General features: G+C 69.0%; 16 protein-coding genes. 8 read left to right on the plus strand and 8 right to left on the minus strand.

Annotated features, from left to right (window positions below; genetic code table 11):
• From EOD42_RS24035 to EOD42_RS24060, 6 genes are all read left to right on the plus strand, one after another.
• On the plus strand, positions 1–1,599 hold the full coding sequence (locus EOD42_RS24035) for an ABC transporter substrate-binding protein (protein ID WP_127790143.1): 1,599 nt from the start codon (positions 1–3) through the stop codon (positions 1,597–1,599).
• Positions 1,596–2,558, plus strand: a complete 963-nt coding sequence (locus EOD42_RS24040; RefSeq protein ID WP_127790144.1) for an ABC transporter ATP-binding protein — start codon at positions 1,596–1,598, stop codon at positions 2,556–2,558. Before EOD42_RS24035 ends, EOD42_RS24040 begins: the two co-directional genes overlap by 4 nt.
• Positions 2,559–2,787: 229 nt before the next feature.
• Positions 2,788–3,780: an ABC transporter ATP-binding protein gene (locus tag EOD42_RS24045; RefSeq protein ID WP_127790145.1), complete on the plus strand. Its 993-nt coding sequence runs from the start codon at positions 2,788–2,790 to the stop codon at positions 3,778–3,780.
• 1 nt (position 3,781) lies between these two features.
• On the plus strand, positions 3,782–4,714 hold the full coding sequence (locus EOD42_RS24050) for an ABC transporter permease (protein WP_127790146.1): 933 nt from the start codon (positions 3,782–3,784) through the stop codon (positions 4,712–4,714).
• Between the two features lies 1 nt (position 4,715).
• Complete coding sequence (locus EOD42_RS24055; protein WP_127790147.1) at positions 4,716–5,579, plus strand: ABC transporter permease; 864 nt, start codon at positions 4,716–4,718, stop codon at positions 5,577–5,579.
• A gap of 96 nt (positions 5,580–5,675) precedes the next feature.
• On the plus strand, positions 5,676–7,100 hold the full coding sequence (locus EOD42_RS24060) for an alkaline phosphatase family protein (protein WP_127790148.1): 1,425 nt from the start codon (positions 5,676–5,678) through the stop codon (positions 7,098–7,100).
• Between the two features lie 252 nt (positions 7,101–7,352).
• Here EOD42_RS24060 and EOD42_RS24065 read toward each other — a convergent pair whose 3' ends face one another.
• From EOD42_RS24065 to dnaE, 7 genes are all read right to left on the minus strand, one after another.
• Positions 7,353–8,348 carry an ABC transporter ATP-binding protein gene (locus tag EOD42_RS24065; protein WP_127790149.1) on the minus strand — a complete coding sequence of 332 codons (996 nt, stop codon included), beginning with the start codon at positions 8,346–8,348 and terminating at the stop codon, positions 7,353–7,355.
• Positions 8,335–9,303, minus strand: a complete 969-nt coding sequence (locus EOD42_RS24070) for an ABC transporter ATP-binding protein (protein WP_127790150.1) — start codon at positions 9,301–9,303, stop codon at positions 8,335–8,337. Before EOD42_RS24070 ends, EOD42_RS24065 begins: the two co-directional genes overlap by 14 nt.
• On the minus strand, positions 9,300–10,202 hold the full coding sequence (locus EOD42_RS24075) for an ABC transporter permease (RefSeq protein WP_127790151.1): 903 nt from the start codon (positions 10,200–10,202) through the stop codon (positions 9,300–9,302). The genes EOD42_RS24070 and EOD42_RS24075 overlap by 4 nt, the downstream gene beginning before the upstream one ends.
• Positions 10,202–11,179 (minus strand): ABC transporter permease, encoded by a 978-nt coding sequence (locus tag EOD42_RS24080; RefSeq protein WP_127790152.1) that lies wholly within the window; start codon positions 11,177–11,179, stop codon positions 10,202–10,204. Before EOD42_RS24080 ends, EOD42_RS24075 begins: the two co-directional genes overlap by 1 nt.
• Positions 11,180–11,293: 114 nt before the next feature.
• Positions 11,294–12,874, minus strand: coding sequence for an ABC transporter substrate-binding protein (locus EOD42_RS24085; protein ID WP_127790153.1), 1,581 nt, complete (start codon positions 12,872–12,874; stop codon positions 11,294–11,296).
• Positions 12,875–13,008: 134 nt separating this feature from the next.
• Positions 13,009–14,067: an AI-2E family transporter gene (locus EOD42_RS24090; RefSeq protein ID WP_127790154.1), complete on the minus strand. Its 1,059-nt coding sequence runs from the start codon at positions 14,065–14,067 to the stop codon at positions 13,009–13,011.
• The gene (gene dnaE, locus EOD42_RS24095) at positions 14,068–17,481 is read right to left on the minus strand and encodes a DNA polymerase III subunit alpha (protein ID WP_127790155.1); all 3,414 of its coding nucleotides are present in this window, start codon (positions 17,479–17,481) and stop codon (positions 14,068–14,070) included.
• Between the two features lie 123 nt (positions 17,482–17,604).
• Between dnaE and EOD42_RS24100 the strand changes: the two genes are divergently transcribed.
• Together EOD42_RS24100 and EOD42_RS24105 are read left to right on the plus strand one after the other, a co-directional pair.
• Positions 17,605–18,807 carry an MFS transporter gene (locus EOD42_RS24100; RefSeq protein ID WP_127790156.1) on the plus strand — a complete coding sequence of 401 codons (1,203 nt, stop codon included), beginning with the start codon at positions 17,605–17,607 and terminating at the stop codon, positions 18,805–18,807.
• Positions 18,808–18,809: 2 nt separating this feature from the next.
• Entirely contained in the window at positions 18,810–19,037 is a 228-nt protein-coding gene (locus EOD42_RS24105) for a hypothetical protein (protein ID WP_127790157.1), read from the plus strand.
• A 6-nt stretch (positions 19,038–19,043) separates the two neighbouring features.
• Here EOD42_RS24105 and EOD42_RS24110 read toward each other — a convergent pair.
• A partial coding sequence (locus EOD42_RS24110) for a TRAP transporter large permease subunit (RefSeq protein WP_164868102.1) occupies positions 19,044–19,846 on the minus strand: 803 nt, incomplete at its 5' end.

The following is a 19,846-nucleotide window of genomic DNA, read 5'->3' on the forward strand; positions in this document are numbered from 1 at the left end:
ATGCAGCGCCGCCACCTTCTCGCCAGCCCCCTGGCACTCGCCACCCCCGCTTTTGCCCAGGCCGATAGCCGGCCGGTGCTGACGGTGGCGGTGCAGAAGATCAGCAACTCCAACACGCTGGAGCCGCCGCGCGAACAGTCCAATGTGGGCTTCCGCCTGTCGGGCCTGTTCAGCGAGACGCTGATCGGCACCGACTGGACGGGCGACCTCTCCGCGAAACCGGAGCTGGCGACGGCGTGGCGGCGCGTGGATGCGCGGACGCTCGAATTCACCCTGCGTCCCGATGTGAAGATGCATGACGGCCGCGTGATGACGGCCGAGGACATCGCCTTCAGCCTGGGTGCCGAGCGCCTCTACGGCTCGGGCGAGGCCTCCACCACGCGCGGCGTGCTGGCGGGCGCGACGGGCAAGGAGCCGCCTGGCGATGTGGTGGCCGCCGCCCGCCGCAGCTTCCCCGGCTTCGAGAAGGTGGAGATCGTCTCGGAGAACACCATCCGCTTCGTCAACCGCACGCCCGACCTGACGCTGGAAGGGCGCATGACGCAGAATGTCGGCGCCATCTTCTCACGCGAGGCGTTCCGCGCGGCCGAGAGCTGGCTGGGCTGGGCGCGCAGGCCGGTGGGCAGCGGCCCCTACGCCGTGGGCGACTACCGGCCCGACGTGTCGCTGATGCTGGAAGCGCATGACGAGTATTGGGGCGGCCGCCCGCCCGCGCGCCGTATCCGCGTACTGGAAGTGCCCGAGGTCTCCTCGCGCATCAACGGCCTCGCCTCGGGCGAATACGACTTCGCCTGCGACATCCCGCCCGACCAGATCGGCAGCGTGGAGCGCCACCCGCGCTTCGAGGTGCTGGGCAGCGCCATCAACAACATGCGCATCATCTGCTTCGACACCGGCCACCCGCTGCTGCGCAACCCGCTGCTGCGGCGCGCGATGGCCCATGCGGTGGATCGTGACACCATCGTGCAGGCGCTGTGGGCCGGCCGCACCGAGGTGCCGAAGGGGCTGCAGCTGGAATCCTTCGGCCAGATGCATGTGGGCGAGCACCAGACCCCGCGCTTCGACCTGAACGAGGCGAAGCGCCTGGTGCGTGAATCCGGCTATCGCGGGGAGCCCATCCCGTATCGGCTGCTGAACAACTACTACACCGGCCAGGTGCCCACCGCGCAGATCCTGCAGGAGATGTGGCGCGCCGCCGGCATCAACGTGCAGATCGAGATGCGCGAGAACTGGTCCCAGGTGAATGACCGCGGCACCCAGCGGGGCATCCGCGACTGGTCCTGCACCGCCGTCTTCCCCGACCCCGTGGCCACGCTGGTGCGCGCCATGGGTCCGAACGGTGAGTTGCAGCGTTCCGGCGAGTGGAAGAACGAGGAGTTCAACCGCCTCGTCTCCGTGCTGGAGACCAGCACCGAGGCGGCCGACCGCCGCGCCGCCCATGCCCGCATGCTGGACATCATCGAGCGTGAGGACCCGGGCTATATCGTGCTGCACCAGGCGGCGACCTTCACCGCCAAGCGCCGCGACATCCGCTGGCGCGCGCCGCGCGGCTGGCCGCTGGATTTCCGCGCGGGCAACCTGGCGTTCCGCGCGTCATGAACCTGGTCGAGATCAGCGGACTGTCCGTCAGTTTCGGGGCAGCACCCGCGCTGCGCGGCATCGATATCGCCGTGAAGCCGGGCGAGGCGCTGGGCATGGTGGGTGAATCGGGCTGCGGGAAATCCGTGACCTGGCTTGCCGCGCTCGGCCTGCTGCCCGGCAAGGCGCGCGTGTCCGGCAGCGTGACGCTGAACGGCGAGGAGATCCTCCACGCCGAGCAGCGCAAGCTGGACCGCCTGCGCGGCGGCCGTGTCGCCATGATCTTCCAGGATCCCTCATCCTCCCTGAACCCGGTCCATCGCATCGGCCGCCAGGTGAGCGAGGCGCTGACCCTGCATCGCGGCCTGACGGGCAATGCGGCCCGTGCCGAGGCGAAGCGCCTGTTCGAGCTCGTCGGCATTCCCGACGCGCAGCGCCGCCTGGATGCCTATCCGCATGAGCTGTCGGGCGGGCAGAACCAGCGCGTGATGATCGCCATGGCCCTCGCCGGCCGCCCCGAGCTGCTGATCGCCGACGAGCCCACCACCGCGCTGGACGTGACCATCCAGGCCCAGATCCTGGACCTGCTGAATGAGCTGCGCCGCGAGATGGGCATGGCGCTGGTGCTGATCTCCCACGACCTCGGCGTCATCTCCGAAACCTGCGAGCGCGTGGCCGTCATGTATGCCGGCCGCATCGTGGAGGAGGCGCCGGTGCAGAGCCTGTTCGCCGCCCCCGCGCACCCCTACACGCGCGGGCTGATGGCCGCGCTGCCGCCCATCGACGGGCCGCGCCAGAAGCTGAACGCCATCCCCGGCAGCGTGCCGGAACCCGGCAACCTGCCGCCCGGCTGCGCCTTCGCGCCGCGCTGCGGGCTGGCGCGGGCGGCATGCTCGGCGGGGGTGCCGTCGGATGTGATGCTGGGTGCGGGGCATCGGGCGGCCTGCGTGGTGGCGCAGGATGCGATGGTGCCGGCGTGAGGACGCTCCGCGAGGCCAAGGGCGCTGCCCTTGGAACCCGCCAAAGGCCGAAAGGCCTTTGGAAACCGATGATTGGCTCCGGTGCCGGGGAAGCCGGGCACCCGTATAAAATTCAATATGAAAGGCGTTCCCAAGCGATGGCGCCAAACTGCTCGGGGTCCAGGGCCGCTACGGTCCTGGCGGGGGTCCCCAAGGGGACGAAGGGGGCAGAGCCCCTTGGCCTTTCCCTATGACCGTCCCCCTCCTCGTCGCCCGCGGCCTCACCCGCCGCTATTCCATGAAGCGCGGCATGTTCTCCAACCCCACCACCGTCACGGCGGTGGATGGGCTCGACCTGTTCCTGGAGCAGGGCAGGACGCTGGGCCTGGTGGGTGAATCCGGCTGCGGCAAATCCACCACCGGCCGCATGGTGCTGGGCATGGAAACACCCGATGCCGGCAGCATCGCCTTCGCCGGCAAGCCCATGCCTCGCCCCGGCAGCGCCGAATGGCGCAGCCTGCGCGCGCGCATGCAGATGGTGTTCCAGGACCCGCTGGGCGCGCTGGACCGCCGCCTGACCATCGGCCAGCAGGTGGCCGAGCCCCTGGTGATCCATGGCATCGGCACACGCGCCGACCGCCCGGACCGCGTGGCAGCCCTGCTGACCCAGGCCGGGCTGCGGCCCGACCAGGGCGCGCGCTATCCGCATGAACTGTCGGGCGGCCAAAGGCAGCGCGCCGTGCTGGCCCGCGCGCTGGCCAGCGGCCCTGAACTGCTGGTGTGCGATGAGCCGATCTCGGCGCTCGATGTCTCGATCCAGGCGCAGGTGATGAACCTGTTGACCGAGACCCAGGCGCGGCTCGGTTTGACCATGCTGTTCATCAGCCACGACCTGCGCGCGGTGCGCCAGGTCAGCCACCGCGTGGCCGTGATGTATCTGGGCAAGATCGTCGAGGAAGGCCCGCCCGACGCGGTGCTGCATGACCCGGCGCATCCCTATGCGCAGGCGCTGGTCTCGGCGATTCCGGGGCAGAAGAATGTGCGCCGCATCCGCCTGCAGGGCGACCCGCCGAATCCGGCCGACCGGCCGCGCGGCTGCGCCTTCCATCCCCGCTGCCCCCTGGCCGGGCCGGTGTGCCGGCAGCTGGTGCCCGAACTGAAACCCCGCCCGGGCGATGGCCGCATGGTCGCCTGCCATGTGGCGCAGGGCGAGATCTCGCCCAGCTTCCAGAGGGCTGCCTGAGATGGTGCGTTTCCTGGCCTGGCGCAGCCTGCGCGCCTTCCTGACCATCTTCCTGGTCGTCACTTTCGCCTTCCTGGTGCTGCGCCTGTCGGGTGACCCGGCACAGATCATCATGGGCGCCGACGCCCCGCCCGAGGCGGTGGAAGCCTTCCGCAGCGCCTGGGGTCTGGACCGCTCGGTCTGGGAGCAATACCTGGGCTATGTCGGCTCGATCTTCACGGGTGACCTCGGGCGGTCCATGCGCGACGGCCGACCGGCGGCCGCACTGGTGGCGGAGCGCATTCCCGCGACCCTGGCGCTGACCATTCCGGCGCTGATGCTGAAGCTCGGCCTGGGCATTCCGGCCGGCATCTACGCGGCGCTGCACCGCAATTCCGTCATCGACCGCCTGGTGATGCTGGTGGCGGTGGCGGGCTTCACCATCCCCTCCTTCGTGCTGGGCCTGCTGCTGGTACTGGTCTTCGCCGTGCAGCTCGGCTGGCTGCCCTCGGGCGGGCAGGAGAGCTGGCGCCACGCCATCCTGCCCGTGGTCACGCTGGGCATCGGTGGTGCGGCCGTGCTGGCACGCTTCACGCGCTCCGCGATGCTGGAGGTGCTGGGCCAGCCCTATATCCGCACCGCCAGCGCCAAGGGCGTGCCCTGGCGGCGCGTCGTGTCGGGCCATGCCGCCCCCAACGCCGCCATCCCGACCGTGACCATCATCGGCTTCATGCTCGGCAGCCTGATCGCGGGTGCCGTGGTGGTCGAGAGCGTGTTCTCCTGGCCCGGCGTGGGCCGTTTGATGGTGGTGGCGGTGGCGAACCGCGACCTGGCCGTCGTGCAATGCGTGCTGCTGCTGGTGTCATTCACCATGGTGGTGGCAAATTTCCTGGTCGACCTGGCCTATGGGCTGATCGACCCCAGGCTGCGCACAGGCGCCCAGGGGGGCCATTGAGATGAGCGCGACCACCCTGAACCCGCCCGCGCGCCGCGCCTGGCGCCTGCCGCCCCCGCTCGTGCTGTTCGGCCTGTGCTGGCTGGCGCTGATGCTGGCGGTGGCCATCCTGGCCCCCGTCATCACGCCCTATTCCTACACCGCGCTCGACCTGCGCAACCGGCTGTCGGCGCCCGTCGGCATGGGCGGCACCATGGCCCATTGGCTGGGCACGGATGAGCTGGGGCGCGACGTGCTGGCGCGCCTCATCTCCTCCATCCGCATGAGCCTGACCATCGCCTTCGGCGCGACCATCATCGGGGCGCTGATCGGCACCACGCTGGGGCTGCTGGCGGCCTGGGCGCGCGGCATCGTGGAACAGATCGTGCTGATGCTGGTGGACTTCTCGGCCAGCATCCCCTTCCTGATCCTGGCACTCGCGGTGCTGGCCTTCTTCGGCAACTCCATCGTGCTGTTCGTCTGCCTGCTGGGGCTGCACGCGTGGGAGCGCTACGCCCGCATCGCCCGCGGCCTGGCCATTGCGGCCGGCAGCCAGGGCTACGCGGCGGCGGTGCGGCAGCTGGGTGCCTCCCCCATGCGGGTCTATCTGCTGCACATCCTGCCCAACATCGCCTCGACCCTGATCGTCTCGATGACGCTGGCCTTCCCGGAGATCATCCTGCTGGAAAGCGGGCTGTCCTTCCTCGGCCTCGGCGTGCAGCCACCCGAGACCTCGCTCGGCAGCATGGTGGGCTATGGGCGGGAGTACCTGACCCGCGCGCCGTGGATCCTGCTCTCACCCGCCTTCGTGATCGTCCTGACCACCTTGTCCGTGTCGCTGATCGGCGATTGGCTGCGCGACAAGCTGGACCCGACGCTTCGCTGATGCCTCAGGCGCCGGCGCGCCCATCCGGGCGGCTGACGCCGCCGTGCTTCGCACTCCCGGACCTGCGGTCCGCCTGAACAGAAGGAAGGGCTGCTCATGCCCCGTTTCATCATGGTCGCGCTGGACGGGATGCGTCCCGACATGGTCAGCGCCGAGAACACGCCGCACCTGGCGGCACTCGCCGCCGCCGGCACGCGCTTCACCAATGCCCGCAGCGTCTTCCCGTCCGAGACGCGGGTGGCCACACCCTCGCTCGTCACCGGCTGCCGCCCCGGCGGGCATGGCATGGTGGCCAACACGCTGTTCGACGCCAAGGCAGCACCCGACCGCCTGCTGCGCACCAAGCTGGCGGCGGATGTCGACATCATGGCCATGGGCGGCGAAACCCCCATGGAGCGCATGAGCCTGGCCGAGCACCTGTCCCTGGCCGGCAAGTCCTTCGCGCTGGTCAGCGCCGGCACCCAGGGTGCCGCGCGGCTGCTGCACCCCGTCGCCCCGCGCCTCGGCAGCTTCCGCTGGAATGTCGAGGACACGGAGGGCGCGACCTTCGACGAGGTTCAGGCCGCCATGGGCGCCACGCCCCCCGCCGGCGTGCCCAACACCGCGCGCGTCGATTTCGCCGGCCGGGTGCTGCTGGAACACGTCATGCCGCGCCACCGCCCGGATGTGGCGCTGCTGTGGCTGAGTGAGCCGGACGTGGCCTTCCACTATCGCGGCCTGGCCCATGCCGAGACGCTGGCCGCGCTGAAGGCCGCCGACGCCGTGCTGGGCCGCGTCGTCGCCTGGCGCGACGCACAGCCCGACGCGGCCGAGATCGGCATCATCGTCCTGTCGGACCACGGGCATGTCACCGGCAAGGGCAAGCGGTCCCTGCGTGAGGAGCTGGTGAAGGCGGGCTTCCGCGCCGGCACCGGCATGGCCGAGGACATCGACGTGGTGGTGGCCCCCGCCGCGGCACCCGGCATGTGGCTGCGCGACAAATCCCTCGCGCCGCAGATCGCGGAATTCCTGGCCCATCAGGAATGGGCAGGCCCGCTGCTGGCGCGCAACCCCGCCATCCTGCCCGAAGGCGAGGCCTTCCCGCTCGCCGTGCTGGGCTCCGCGCATCGCCGCAGCGCCGATCTGGTCGCGACCTTCGCCGGCAGCGAGGAAGCCGACCATTGGGGCCTGCACGGCACGGCACCCTTCGACACCGCCGATGTGCCCGAGGGCGGCGGCATGCACGGCGGGCTGCACCGCAGCGAACTCGCGACCGTGCTCGTCATGCAGGGCGGCCCCTTCCGCAACGCCGCCGTGGCCGCCAGCGCCGCCGACCTGACGGATATCGCCCCCACCGTGCTGCACGCGCTGGGCATCACGCCCCAAGGCATGGAAGGGCGGCCGCTGCTGGGCGCGCTCGACCCGCGCGCCGATGCCGAGCCGCTGCGCGAGGTCATCATCATGCCGCACGGCTTCCTGCTGCATGGCATGCGCGCGGAAGCCGGCGGGCGCTTCTATCCGACGGGGATGGTCAGGGGGTGAGGCGCTTCGGGGCTTTGCCCTGGCCCCCACCAGGGCCCTGCCCTGGACCCGCCAAAGGCCGAAAGGCCCTTGGAACCCAGGTGCTGAAAATATGGGGAGGGGGCACCACGCGCCCTCTGATCCCGACCGCCCTCTGAGCCCCCTCCCCAAATTTTCAGAAGACTCGCGGGGGTCCAGGGGCCACAGGCTCCTGGCGGGGTGCAGGGGCGGCGCCCCTGCGCGGGGGACCGGGGGCAAGGCCCCCGAAGCACTTCACCCCCTGCCTTCCTCCACCGCATGGCAGGCCACCAGGCTCTCGCCTGCCGGCTGGGCCAGGGGTCGTTCGGCCTTGCAGCGGTCGTTGGCCAATGGGCAGCGCGGGTGGAAGGCGCAGCCGCTGGGGGGGCTGATGGGGGACGGCACTTCGCCGCCCACGGGGATGCGCGTGCGCCCGGTCATGTCCAGGTCCGGGATCGCTTCCATCAGCGCGCGCGTGTAGGGGTGGCGCGGCGTGGTGAACAGGGTCTCGGCCGGGGCCTGTTCGACGATGCGGCCCAGATACATCACGCCGACGCGGTCGCTCACCTGCCGGACGACGGCCAGATTGTGGCTGATGAACAGGTAGGTCAGGCCGAGGCTGCGCTGCAGCTCCTTCATCAGGTTCAGGATCTGTGCCTGGACCGAGACATCGAGCGCCGAGGTGGGTTCGTCGCAGACCAGGAATTCGGGGTTGGAGGACAGCGCGCGCGCGATGGAGATGCGCTGGCGCTGGCCGCCCGAGAATTCGTGCGGGAACTTCTCGCCGTCGGCGGGGGCCAGGCCCACCTGGGTCAGCAGCTGGCCGACCCGGGCCAGGATGGCATCCTTGCCGTCGACGAGTTTGAAGGCGCGGATGGGCTCGGCGATGATGTCCCGCACGCGCCAGCGCGGGTTCAGGCTGGCATAGGGGTCCTGGAAGATCATCTGCATGCGCTGGCGTTGCGCGGGGTCCGCGCGCGCCACCGAGAGCGGCTGGTTGTCGAAGGCGACGGTGCCGTCGCTGGGCGGATACAGGCCCACGACGAGCCGCGCCACGGTGGATTTGCCGCAGCCGGACTCCCCCACCAGCGACAGGGTCTGCCCCTTCGGGATGGTGAAGGACACGCCGTCCACCGCGCGCAGGGTGCGGCGCGGCTCACGCGCGATCAGCCGCTGCAGCGCGGGGCGCGAGACGTCGAAGTAGCGGGCGAGGTCGTTCGCCTCCAGCATCACCTTCTCAACCATGGGCATGCAGCCAGCAGGCGGCGCGCGTGGTGCCGGCGTCCAGCAGATCCGGGCGTTCCCGCACGCAGCGGTCGAACACCCTGGGGCAGCGTGGGTTATAGGCGCAGCCGGGCGGAATGGCGGAGAGGCGCGGCATGGAGCCCTCGATCGCTGCGAGCTTGTCCACCCGCCGGTCCAGCGGCGGGATGGAGGCCATGAGGCCGGCGGTATAGGGGTGGTTCGGCGCCTTCACGATGTCCCGCACCGGGCCGATCTCGGCGATGCGTCCGGCATACATGACGGCGACGCGGTCGGCGGTCTCGGCGATCACGCCCATGTCGTGGGTGACGAGCAGCATGGCCGTCCCCTTCTCCCGCGCCAGGCGCTTCAGCAGGGCGATGACCTGCGCCTGGATCGAGACGTCGAGTGCTGTGGTGGGCTCATCGGCCACGATCAGGCGCGGCTCGGCACACAGGGCGAGCGCGATCACCACGCGCTGGCGCATGCCGCCCGAGAACTCATGCGGGTAGCTGTCGATGCGCTGGGCGGCGGCGGGGATGCCCACCATCTCCAGCCATTCGATGGCGCGTTTGCGGGCCTGCGCAGGGTTCAGCGGCAGGTGGGTGGTGATCGTCTCCACCAGCTGCCGGCCCACGGTATAGAGCGGGTTCAGCGTGGTCAGCGGGTCCTGGAAGATCGCCCCGATCTGCCGGCCGCGCACTTGGCGCATCTGGTCGTAGCGCAGGTTGTCGATGCGCCTTCCGTCCAGCAGCACCTGGCCGGCGGCGATGCGGCCCGGCGGCTCGATCAGCCCGATGATGGCGGCACCGGTCATGGATTTGCCGGCGCCCGATTCACCCACCATGCCCAGAACCTCGCCGGGAGCGATGGTGAGGGAGACGTCGTTCAGCGCCGTCAGCGTGCCGCGGCGGGTGTGGAATTCCACCCGCAGGTTGCGGACTTCGAGAAGAGGAGCGGTCATCGCAGCTTCGGGTTCAGGGCGTCGCGCAACCAGTCGCCCAGCAGGTTGACGGACAGCACCATCACGATCAGCGCCACGCCGGGGAAGATGGTGATCCACCATTCGCCGGAGAACAGGAAGTCATTGCCGATGCGGATGAGCGTGCCGAGGGAGGGCTGGGTCGGCGGCACGCCGACGCCGAGGAATGACAGCGTGGCTTCGGCTAGGATGGCCAGCGCCAGGTTCAGCGTGCCGATGACCAGCACCGGGCCCAGCACATTGGGCAGCACGTGCTGCAGCATGATCTTGGCCTTGCTGAGGCCGATGACGCGGGCGGCGAGCACATATTCCTTGTTGCGCTCCACCAAGGTGGAGCCGCGCACGGTGCGGGCGAATTTCGGCCATTCGCTGATGCCGATGGCGAACACCACGACGAACAGCGCGATCTGGTCATGCACCTCTCGCGGCAGGGCCGCGCGCACGATGCCGTCCACCAGCAGCGCCACCAGGATGGAGGGGAAGGTCAGCTGGATGTCGGCGATGCGCATCAGCAACGCATCGGCGGTGCCGCCCAGATAGCCGGCCAGCAGCCCCACCAGCACGCCCACGCAGGTGGCGAAGATGGTGGCCGCGAAGCCCACGAACAGCGACACCCGCGCGCCGTACATGATGGCCGACAGCACGTCGCGACCCTGGTCGTCGGTGCCGAGCGGATAGGTGGGGTTGCCTTCCGCCGTCCAGATCGGCGGGGTGAAGGCGTCCATCAACTGCAGGGATGCCAGGTCGAACGGGTCATGCGGCGCCAGCAGCGGCGCCATGAACGCACCGCCGATGCAAATGAACGCCACGATGGCCGAGGCCACGGTGATGCGGCTGCGGGTGAAGGACCACCACAGGTCGCTGTCGAAGAAGGCCCGCATCAATGCGCCCCCTTCCCGATACGAAGCCTGGGGTCCACCGCGTAGTACAGCAGGTCCACGATCAGGTTGATGGTCACGAAGACCAGCGCGATCAGCATCAGGTATGCCGCCATGACGGGCACGTCGGCGGCGCCGACGGATTGGATGAACAGCAGCCCCATGCCCGGCCACTGGAACACGGTCTCCGTCACGATGGCGAAGGCGATGATGGCGCCGAGCTGCAGGCCTGCGATGGTGATCACCGGCACCAGCGTGTTCTTCAGCGCATGGCCGAAATTGATCGCGCGGTTCGACAGGCCCCGCGCGCGGGCGAACTTGATGTAGTCGGTGCGCAGCACCTCCATCATCTCGGCCCGCACCAGCCGCATGATCAGCGTGAGCTGGAACACACCGAGCGTGATGGCCGGCAGGATCAGCGCCTTGAGGCCCGAGACGGTCAGGAAGCCCGTGGTCCACCAGCCCAGCCGCACCACGTCGCCGCGCCCGAAGCTCGGCAGCCAGCCCAGCGCCACCGCGAAGATCAGGATCAGCAGGATGCCGATCAGGAAGGTCGGCAGCGACACGCCGATCAGCGAGAAGGTCAGGAAGAAGCGCGACAGGATCGAGTGGCGATAAAGCCCCGTATAGACCCCCATCGGCACGCCCACCGCCATGGCGATGACGGCCGCGCAGAGTGCCAGTTCCAGCGTTGCCGGCGCGCGTTCCGCGATCAGCTCCGCCACCGGGCGCGACAGGCGATAGGACAGGCCGAATTCACCCTGCACGGCGTTGCCGATGAATTTCAGGAACTGCACGAAGAAGGGCTGGTCCAGGCCCAGCTCGGCCACCAGCGCCGCGCGCTGGGCCTCGGTGAAGTCCTGGCCCAGCATGATGGCGACAGGGTCGCCCACATAGGTGAACATGGCGAAGCTGATGAAACTGACCGCCAGCATCACCGGTATCGCCTGGAGGAGGCGCGAGATAACGAAGGCGAACATCTAGTGGCCCGATCGCTGGCGCCCGTGGGCGCTGGCGTGAATCGGCCCACCGGCAATGTGGGTGGCCCGCCTGTGGCGACGCGGCCGGAAGATCTCGGACATCGGGCGCGCCACCTAGTTCACCACCGCCCAGCGGAAATAGGGCTGGTTGTTCGCCATGTGCGGGATGCTGATGTTGGAGCGCATCGCCCAGGGAATCATCTGGTGATGCAGCGGGATCAGCGGGACGTCCTCGCGGAAGATGTTCAGCGCCTCGCGGATCGCGGCCTGGCGGGCGTCGCCCGTCTCGGTACGCATGCGGCTGATCAGCGCGTCCATCCGGGCGTTGGAATAGCCGCCATAGTTCCAGATGCCGTCGCCCTGCTGGCCGCCGGCGCGCGAGGCAAGCAGCGACTGGAAGGAATACAGCGCATCCAGCGTCGGCACGCCCCAGCCGAACAGATAGATGCTGGTGTCCTCGCGCTGGATCTTGGCGAAGAAGGGGCCGAGCGGCATGGCGTTCAGCCGGGTGCGCACCCCCACCCGCGACCACATGCCGGCAATGGCCTGGCAGATCTGCTCATCATTGATGTAGCGGTTGTTGGGGCAGTCGAGCGTGATCTCGAAACCGTTCGGGTAGCCGGCCTCCGCCAGCAGGGCGCGGGCGCGTGCGGCATCGAAGGGCAGGCGCACATCCTCCTCCCGCGCGTAGCCGTTCACCTGTTCGGGAAACAGCGTGCCGGTGGGCATGGACTGGCCGCGCATGGTCACGCGCTGGATCGCCTGGATGTCGATCGCCTGATACAGCGCCCGGCGCACCCGCAGGTCCGACAGCGGGTTGCGGCCGCGCACGTCGGAATACAGCAACTCAGGGCGGAACTGGTCCATGCCGAGGAAGATGGTGCGGACCTCCGGCCCCTCCAGCACCGACACGCCCTGGGCGGAGCGCAGGCGCTGCAGATCCTGCAGCGGCGGGTCGAGGACGAAATCGACCTCACCCGACAGCAGCGCCGCGATGCGCGTCGCGTCCGAGGAGATGGGCCGGAACACGATCTCGGTCACGTTGCCGGTGCCTTCCTCGCGCCAGCCCCACCAGTCGGCGTGGCGCGCCAGGACGGTACGCACATCCGGCTCACGGTTGGCCAGGCGGAAGGCGCCGGTGCCGTTGGTGTTGCGGGTGGTGTGGATTTCCTCGCGCTGGCGGGTGTTCTGCGGGCGGGTCGCGCCATTCGCCTCCGACCAGGAGCGGGACATCATGAACACGCTGGCGATCTTGTTGGGTAGGATCGGGTCCGGCACGCGGGTGATGACGTCCACCGTCATCGGGTCCACCGCCACGGCACTCTCGATCGTGTCGACATAGATGCCGAAATTGCTGGTGGGCTGCTTCGCGCGGTCGATGCTGAAGACCACGTCCTCCGCGGTGAAGGTCTGCCCTTCATGGAAGCGCACGCCCTCTCGCAGGCGGAAGCGCCAGCGGGTGGGCTCCACCTGCTCCCAACTCACGGCCAGCCCGGGCGCGAGGCCGAGCGTTCGGCTGCGCTGGATCAGCGGGTCATAGATCTGCTGCAGCACCATGGTCACGGTGCCGACATTCTGGCTGTGCGGGTCCATGGTGTTGGGGTCGCCGCTGGCGGACCAGCGGACGGTCCGCGCCTCGGCGGCGACGGCGGAAAGGCAAAGGGCGGCAAGTGCCGCGAACAGCCTGATTCGCATGGATGAAGCTCCCGTTACAGGGAGCTTAGGGCGAGAGGCTGCGGACGGGAAGCGTGCTTCGCATGGCTGGGTTGAGCTGGGCGCCGCACGGGACGCGGCAAGCGCCGAGAATGAAGTTCCTTCCCCTCCAACCCTCAGACTTTCGGCAAGTCTTTCCTGGTCGTCCCGTTCCCGTTCTCCGCCCATTCCTTCACCAGCGTGAACCCGACTGCCAGCAGCACCGGCCCCAGGAACAGCCCCAGGAAGCCGAAGGCCACCACGCCGCCCAGCGCGCCGATCAGCGTCAGCAGCAGCGGCAGGTCGGCGCCGCGCGCGATGAACCAGGGCCGGATCACGTTATCGGCCGAGGAAATACCGAGGCCGCCATACAGCAGCATGAAGATGCCCCAACCCGTGGAACCCTGCGTGAACAGCCAGATCGCGGCCGGGATCCAGACCAGCGGCGCACCCACCGGCAGAATGGACAGCACGCCCGCCACCACGCCGAGCAGAATGGGCTGCGGCACGCCCGAGATCCAAAGCCCCACCATGGTCATGGCGCCCTGCACCACCGCCGTGCCCACCAGGCCGAACACCACACCGCGCGTCACATTCGCCACCAGGTTGATCAGGTGGCGCGATCGCGCACCGGCCAGCCGGTTCATCATGCCTTCCAGCGCCCGGGCGATGGCCGGCCCGTCGCGATACAGGAAGAAGGCCAGGAAAATCGCGACCAGCAGCTCCGCCACGCCGGACAGCACCGACAGCAGGATGGAAAGCGCCGTCTGCGCGATGGTGCCGGCATAGGGCTGGATGGTGGCCAGCAGGGCGTCCGCATTGCCGGCGAAGCCACCGTAGAACTCGGCCAGGGAAGTGCCGACGAACGGGATCTTGGCCAGGGTCGGCGCCAGGTCAGGCAGGCCGCCCGTCACCAGGCCCTCGATGCGCTGGGTCAGGCTGTCGATCTCGGCGCGCGAGGTGGGGGCTGCGATAATGACCGGCACCACCAGCACCAGGAACCACGCGGCCACCAGCACCAGGGACGCGATGGAACGCGACATCCGGCATTTCTCGTTCAGCAGCACGAAGACCGGATAGGTGCAGAACACCAGAATGCCGGCCCATAGAAGCGAGGAGATGAAGGGGCGGATGATGTAGAGGCAGCCCACCCCCAGCGCCACAGCGGCCGCGAGGCCCAGAGCACGCGCCTGCATCTAGACTTCCTCCACATGGGTCACGCCCGGCAGCACCTTCATGGCCTGCATCATGCGCGGGGATACATTCCACCGGCCCGGCAACGCCACCTCGATCTGAATGCCCTCGGGCAGAATCGGTTTCAGGGCGACATGGCCCTTCCCCTTGCCCTCGCGCTCCAGCAAGCCCTTGATATGCGGGATGGCGTGGGTGCCGTCGATCTCCAGCCGGATGTCCTGCGGCACGCCGGCGGCGGCCACGTCCAGCAATTCCACATCCTGCGCGGTCAGGCGCAGGGTGTCGTTGTCGGTCTTGGCCTCGGCGGTCACGATGACGGCCTTGCCTTCCTCCAGCATGTCGCGCCGCGCGTTCAGCACCTCGGAGAAGAAGGTGACCTCATAGCTGCCGGTCTGGTCGCTGAGGCTGACCCAGGCCATGCGGCTGCCGGTCTTGGTGTTGCGCTCCTTGCGGCCGATCACGGTGCCGGCCAGCTTCACGCGGCGCGCGCCGCCCTGGGCCGCTTCCTGCAGCCGCGCCGCGGTAATGACGCCGAGCCGCCCCAGCGCCTTGCGGTATTCATCCAGCGGATGCGCGGTCAGGTGGAAGCCCACCGCCTCGGCCTCGAAGGCCAGGCGGTCCAGCACCGGCCAGGGCGGCACATCGGGCAGCCGCAGCATGGCGGGCCCCTGCTCCACCGCGCCGAACAGGCTGACCTGGTTGCTGTTGCGGTCCTCCGCCGTGGCCTGGGCGCGGCGCAGGATGGTCTCGGCACCCGCCACCACGGCGGCGCGGTTGTTGTCGATGCTGTCGAAGGCGCCGGCGCGGGCCAGGTTCTCGATCTGCATCTTGTTGATCAGCTTGGGGTCCACGCGCTCCGCGAAGTCGGCCAGGCTCTCGAAGGGGCGCTTGCGGGCCGCCACCAGGTCCTGCATCGCCTGCATGCCCACCCGCTTCACCGCGGACAGCGCGAAGCGGATGTTGCCGTCCTCGATGGTGAACTCGGCACCCGACTTGTTGATGTCGGGCGGCAGCACCTTGATCGAGAGCCGCGCGGCCTCCTGCATGTGGCCCGCCAGCTTGTCGGTATTGGCCATGTCGAGCGTCATGGAGGCCGCGAGGAAGGCCACCGTGTGGTTCGCCTTCAGCCAGGCGGTCTGGTAGCTGACGAGCGCATAGGCCGCGGCGTGGGACTTGTTGAAGCCGTATTCCGCGAAGCGCTGCATGAGGTCGAACACCTCGCCCGCCGTCTCCTCCGGCACGCCGTTCTTCTGCGCGCCCTCGACGAAGGCCACGCGCAGGCGGCGCATCTCGTCCATGTTCTTCTTGCCCATGGCGCGGCGCAGCAGGTCGGCGCCGCCGAGCGAGAAGCCCGCCATCACCTGGGCGATCTGCATCACCTGCTCCTGGTAGACCATGATGCCATAGGTCTCCTCCAGGATCGGGTGGATGGAGGGGTGCGGGCTTTCCCACTTCTCGCCCAGCTTGCGGCTGCAATAGGCCGGGATATTGGCCATCGGGCCCGGGCGGTACAGCGACACCGCCGCGATCAGGTCCTCAAGCCGGCTCGCGCGCATCGACCGAAGGCAGTCGCGCATGCCCTGGCCTTCGAACTGGAACACGCCCGCCGCGTCCCCGCGCGCCAGCATGTCATAGGTCTTCTTGTCGTCGAGCGGGATGGCGCCGATGTCCACCTCCACCCCCTGCTGGCGCAGCAGCTTCAGCGCGCGGTCGATCACCGTCAGCGTCTTGAGGCCCAGGAAGTCGAACTTCACCAGGCTCGCATCCTCGACGTACTTCATCGAGTACTGGGTGATCAGGTCCGGGCTGCGCGGATCACGGTACAGCGGCACGATGTCGAGCAGCGGCTTGCGGCCGATGACCACGCCCGCGGCATGGGTGGAGGCATTGCGGTACAGCCCCTCCACCTGCTGCGCGATGTCGAGCAGGCGGGCGACCGTCTCGTCATTCTCGGCCATTTCGCGGATGCGCGGCTCGCCCTCGATCGCCTCCTTCAGGGGCGTGGGCTTGGCCGGGTTGAACGGGATGAGCGAGGCGATCTTGTCCACCTGGCCATAGGGCATGCCGAGCACGCGCCCCACGTCGCGCACGGCCGCCTTCGCCTGCAGCTTGCCGAAGGTGATGATCTGCGCGACGCGATCGAGCCCGTATTCGCGACGGACATAGTTGATCACCTCGTCGCGGCGGTCCTGGCAGAAGTCGATGTCGAAGTCTGGCATCGACACGCGCTCGGGGTTCAGGAAGCGCTCGAACAGCAGGCCGAAGCGCAGCGGGTCGAGGTCGGTGATCTTCAGCGCCCAGGCGGCCACCGAACCCGCGCCCGAACCACGGCCGGGCCCCACCGGGATGTCGTGGTTCTTCGCCCATTGGATGAAGTCCGCCACGATCAGGAAGTAGCCCGAGAAGCCCATGCGATCGATGACCGAGAGCTCGTAGTCGAGGCGGTCCCAATAGACCTTCTCCTCGGCGGCGAGCGGCCCGCGCAGGCGCTCGGCCAGGCCCTCCCGCGCCATCTGGCCCACGAACTGGGTCTCGGTCATCCCCTCCGGCACCTTGGGGCAGATCGGCAGGGCGGGCTTCTTCTTCTCGACCATCACGCCGCACATGCGCGCGATGGCCAGCGTGTTGTCGCAGGCGTCGGGCAGGTCCGCGAACAGCTCGCGCATGGCATCGGCCGGCTTGAACCAGTGCTCGGGCGTGACCCGCCGGCGCTCGGTCTCGGCCATGGTGCGGCCCTCGGCGATGCAGAGCAGCGCGTCATGGGCCTCATACATGCCGCGCTTGGCGAAATAGACGTCGTTGGTACCGACGATGGGGATGTGCAGCGCATCGGCCAGGGCCAACTGGCCGGGCTCGGTCGCGCGGTCGCGCTCGGTGCCGTGGCGGTGCAGTTCCACCGCCAGGCGGTCGGGGAAGATCTCGCGGAAACGGTGCAGCAGGCGCTCGGCCTGGGCGCGGCGCCCCTCGGCCAGCATGCGCGCGATGGGCCCGCCCGTGCCGCCCGTCAGGAAGAAGATGTCCTCCGCATGGGCCGCCAGCGTCTCGAAGGACAGCGCCGGCTTGCCCGAGGGGTCCTCGCCCAGATGCGACAGGCTGGTCAGGCGCTGGAGGTTGTCGAGGCCCTTGTCACCCATGGCCAGCGCCACGACCACGTCGGGGGGCATGCGCGCGGCCTCCGGCCGGTCGTCGCCCGCGCTGCGGGAGAGGTAGAGCTGGCTGCCCAGGATGGGCTGCACCCCCTTGCCCGAGCAGGCCATGGAGAATTCCAGCCCGCCGAACATGTTCACCGTGTCGGTGATGGCCAGGGCCGGCATCCCGGCGTCGGCCGCATAGCCTGCCAGCTTGTCCGCCTTGATGGCGCCTTCGCTGAGCGAATAGCTGGAATGGGTGTGCAGGTGAACGAAGGAGGCGGCCATGACACTGATATGGCATGCCGGACGGGATTCTGGCAGCGCCAACAGCCCGCATGCGCCCCGCGCATGACGCGCCCGGCGCAAAAGCCTGTTGCGGCGCATGGCCGGGCCGGGAAACGTTGCGCAATGAACGTCCGCCATCCCCTGCTCATCCTCTGCGGCTGCGCCGTGCTGGCCGCCGCCTTCGCCATGGGGCTGCGGCAGAGCTTCGGCCTGTTCCTCGCGCCCATGACGCTGGACCGGGGCTGGACGGCCTCCGGCTTCGCGCTGGCGATCGCGCTGCAGGTGCTGGTGAACGGCCTGAGCCAGCCGATCTGCGGCCAGCTGGCCGACCGCTACGGCGCGCGGGTGGTGCTGATGGGCGGGGCGGTGCTGTATGCGCTGGGCCTGCTGGGCATGTCGCTCAGCGGCGGGCTCTGGGTCTTCACCGCCTTTGCGGGGCTCGTGATGGGCGTGGCCGTCTCGGCGGCCGGCATGCCCATCATCAATTCAGCCCTGACCCGCCTGCTGCCCGAGAACATGCGCGGCCGCGCCGTGGGGCTCGGCACGGCAGGTTCCTCCTTCGGGCAGTTCCTGGTGGTGCCCGGCGTGCAGCTGGGCATCCACCTGGCCGGCTGGCAGGGCGCGCTGTTCCTGATGGCGGGCGCGGCCCTGCTGATGCTGCCGCTGGCGCTGCCGCTGAACGACCGCGTGACGGTGCGCGCGACCGGCGCCGCGGAGGAAACCGCCTCTCAGGCGCTGCGCCGCGCCTTCGGCAGCACCAGCTTCTGGTGCCTGTTCTGGGGCTTCTTCGTCTGCGGCGTGCATGTCAGCTTCCTGACGGTGCATCTGCCGGGCTTCGTGGCCTATTGCCACCTGCCCTCCTATGTCGGTGCCGGCGCCATTTCCCTGATCGGGCTGTTCAACGTGATCGGCAGCCTGACGGCGGGTGAGCTGACCTCCAAATGGAAGCGGCGCGAGCTGCTGGTCGCGATCTATGCCAGCCGGGCCGTGCTGATGGCCGTGTTCATGATGGTGGAGAAGACGACGGCCAGCGTGCTGGCCTTTTCGGCCGTGATGGGCATCCTGTGGCTGTCCACCGTGCCGCCCACGGTGGCGCTCTGCGCGCGCAATTTCGGGGTGCGCTGGCTCGGCACCATTTTCGGCCTGGTGTTCATGGGCCACCAGATCGGCGGCTTCACCGGCGCCTTCCTGGGCGGGCTGATCTTCGACCTGACGGGCAGCTACGACCTGATGTGGGTCATCGCGATCGCAGCCGGCGCCTTTGCGGCGGTGGTGCACCTGCCGGTGCGCGACCCCGCCCCCATGGCCGTGCCGCGGCCGGCCTGAGCATGACCGCGCTGAGGCTGATGCTGCCCGGCGCGTTGGGCGGCTTCACCATCTCCACCTTGCTGGTGGGTGCCCTGGTCTGGAGCGATTTCGGCGGGATCGGCAGCCTGATGCTCCGTTCCCAGGAACACCCGCTGCCGATCCTGCTGCTGTGGTTCTTCCTGGGGCTCAGTGCCTCAAGCGTGCAGATCGGCATTGCCGTGATGGGAATGAGGAAGGAGGAGGACTGAGCCTCCTCAGCCCATCACACTGGGCAGCCAGGTGGCGATTTCGGGGACGATCATGAGCAGGACGATGGCGAGCAGGTAAGCCAGCACGAAGGGCATGACGCCTGCGAACACATCCGTGATCGGCCCTCCCTTCGGCCGCATGCCCTGCAGCACATACATCACCGTCCCATCCGGCGGGCTGATCTGCGCGATCTCCACCAGCATGGTCACGATCACGCCGAACCAGATCGGGTCGTAGCCCAGCGCGACGACGACGGGGAACACCACCGGCACCGTGGTGATGATCATGGAGAACCCCTCCATGAACGTCCCCAGCGCGAAATACAGCCCGATGATGCAGCACATGATCGCCCAGGGCGGCAGCGGCAGCCCCGAGATCAGCCCCGCCAGCGCCTGCGGCACGTTGATGATCGTCAGAATATAGTTCAGCAGATACGCGCCAAAGATGATCAGCCCCAGCAGCGCCGTGTTGCGCGCCGTGGCCTCGGCACTGGCATTCAGCAGCCGCAGGGACAGCTTGCCCTCGATCGCCGCGAAGAACAGGGAACCCACGACACCCAGCGCCGCGGCCTCGGTGGGCGTGGCATAGCCGCCATAGATGCTGCCCAGCACCAGCACGATCAGCAGCACCGTCGGCGTCAGGTCCTTCAGCGCGATCAGCTTCTCCCGCAGCGGGATCGGCGGGGGCTTGGGCAGCGGGTTGCGCACGCCGTGCCAGGCGATCAGCCCCACGAACAGCGCCACCACCAGCAGCGAGGGAAAGAGTGCGGCGATATACAGCGCCCCCACCGAGGTCTCGGTGATCAGCC

It is taken from the genome of Rhodovarius crocodyli (assembly GCF_004005855.1).
Taxonomy (GTDB): Bacteria; Pseudomonadota; Alphaproteobacteria; order Acetobacterales; family Acetobacteraceae; genus Rhodovarius; species Rhodovarius crocodyli.

What these genes read in the sequence shown, in the direction of transcription:
- EOD42_RS24035 (WP_127790143.1), top strand. Translation starts at nt 1, where the DNA reads ATGCAGCGCCGCCACCTTCTCGCCAGCCCCCTGGCACTCGCCACCCCC.
- EOD42_RS24040 (WP_127790144.1), top strand. Translation starts at nt 1,596, where the DNA reads ATGAACCTGGTCGAGATCAGCGGACTGTCCGTCAGTTTCGGGGCAGCA.
- EOD42_RS24045 (WP_127790145.1), top strand. Translation starts at nt 2,788, where the DNA reads ATGACCGTCCCCCTCCTCGTCGCCCGCGGCCTCACCCGCCGCTATTCC.
- EOD42_RS24050 (WP_127790146.1), top strand. Translation starts at nt 3,782, where the DNA reads ATGGTGCGTTTCCTGGCCTGGCGCAGCCTGCGCGCCTTCCTGACCATC.
- EOD42_RS24055 (WP_127790147.1), top strand. Translation starts at nt 4,716, where the DNA reads ATGAGCGCGACCACCCTGAACCCGCCCGCGCGCCGCGCCTGGCGCCTG.
- EOD42_RS24060 (WP_127790148.1), top strand. Translation starts at nt 5,676, where the DNA reads ATGCCCCGTTTCATCATGGTCGCGCTGGACGGGATGCGTCCCGACATG.
- EOD42_RS24065 (WP_127790149.1), bottom strand. Translation starts at nt 8,348, where the DNA reads ATGCCCATGGTTGAGAAGGTGATGCTGGAGGCGAACGACCTCGCCCGC.
- EOD42_RS24070 (WP_127790150.1), bottom strand. Translation starts at nt 9,303, where the DNA reads ATGACCGCTCCTCTTCTCGAAGTCCGCAACCTGCGGGTGGAATTCCAC.
- EOD42_RS24075 (WP_127790151.1), bottom strand. Translation starts at nt 10,202, where the DNA reads ATGCGGGCCTTCTTCGACAGCGACCTGTGGTGGTCCTTCACCCGCAGC.
- EOD42_RS24080 (WP_127790152.1), bottom strand. Translation starts at nt 11,179, where the DNA reads ATGTTCGCCTTCGTTATCTCGCGCCTCCTCCAGGCGATACCGGTGATG.
- EOD42_RS24085 (WP_127790153.1), bottom strand. Translation starts at nt 12,874, where the DNA reads ATGCGAATCAGGCTGTTCGCGGCACTTGCCGCCCTTTGCCTTTCCGCC.
- EOD42_RS24090 (WP_127790154.1), bottom strand. Translation starts at nt 14,067, where the DNA reads ATGCAGGCGCGTGCTCTGGGCCTCGCGGCCGCTGTGGCGCTGGGGGTG.
- dnaE (WP_127790155.1), bottom strand. Translation starts at nt 17,481, where the DNA reads ATGGCCGCCTCCTTCGTTCACCTGCACACCCATTCCAGCTATTCGCTC.
- EOD42_RS24100 (WP_127790156.1), top strand. Translation starts at nt 17,605, where the DNA reads ATGAACGTCCGCCATCCCCTGCTCATCCTCTGCGGCTGCGCCGTGCTG.
- EOD42_RS24105 (WP_127790157.1), top strand. Translation starts at nt 18,810, where the DNA reads ATGACCGCGCTGAGGCTGATGCTGCCCGGCGCGTTGGGCGGCTTCACC.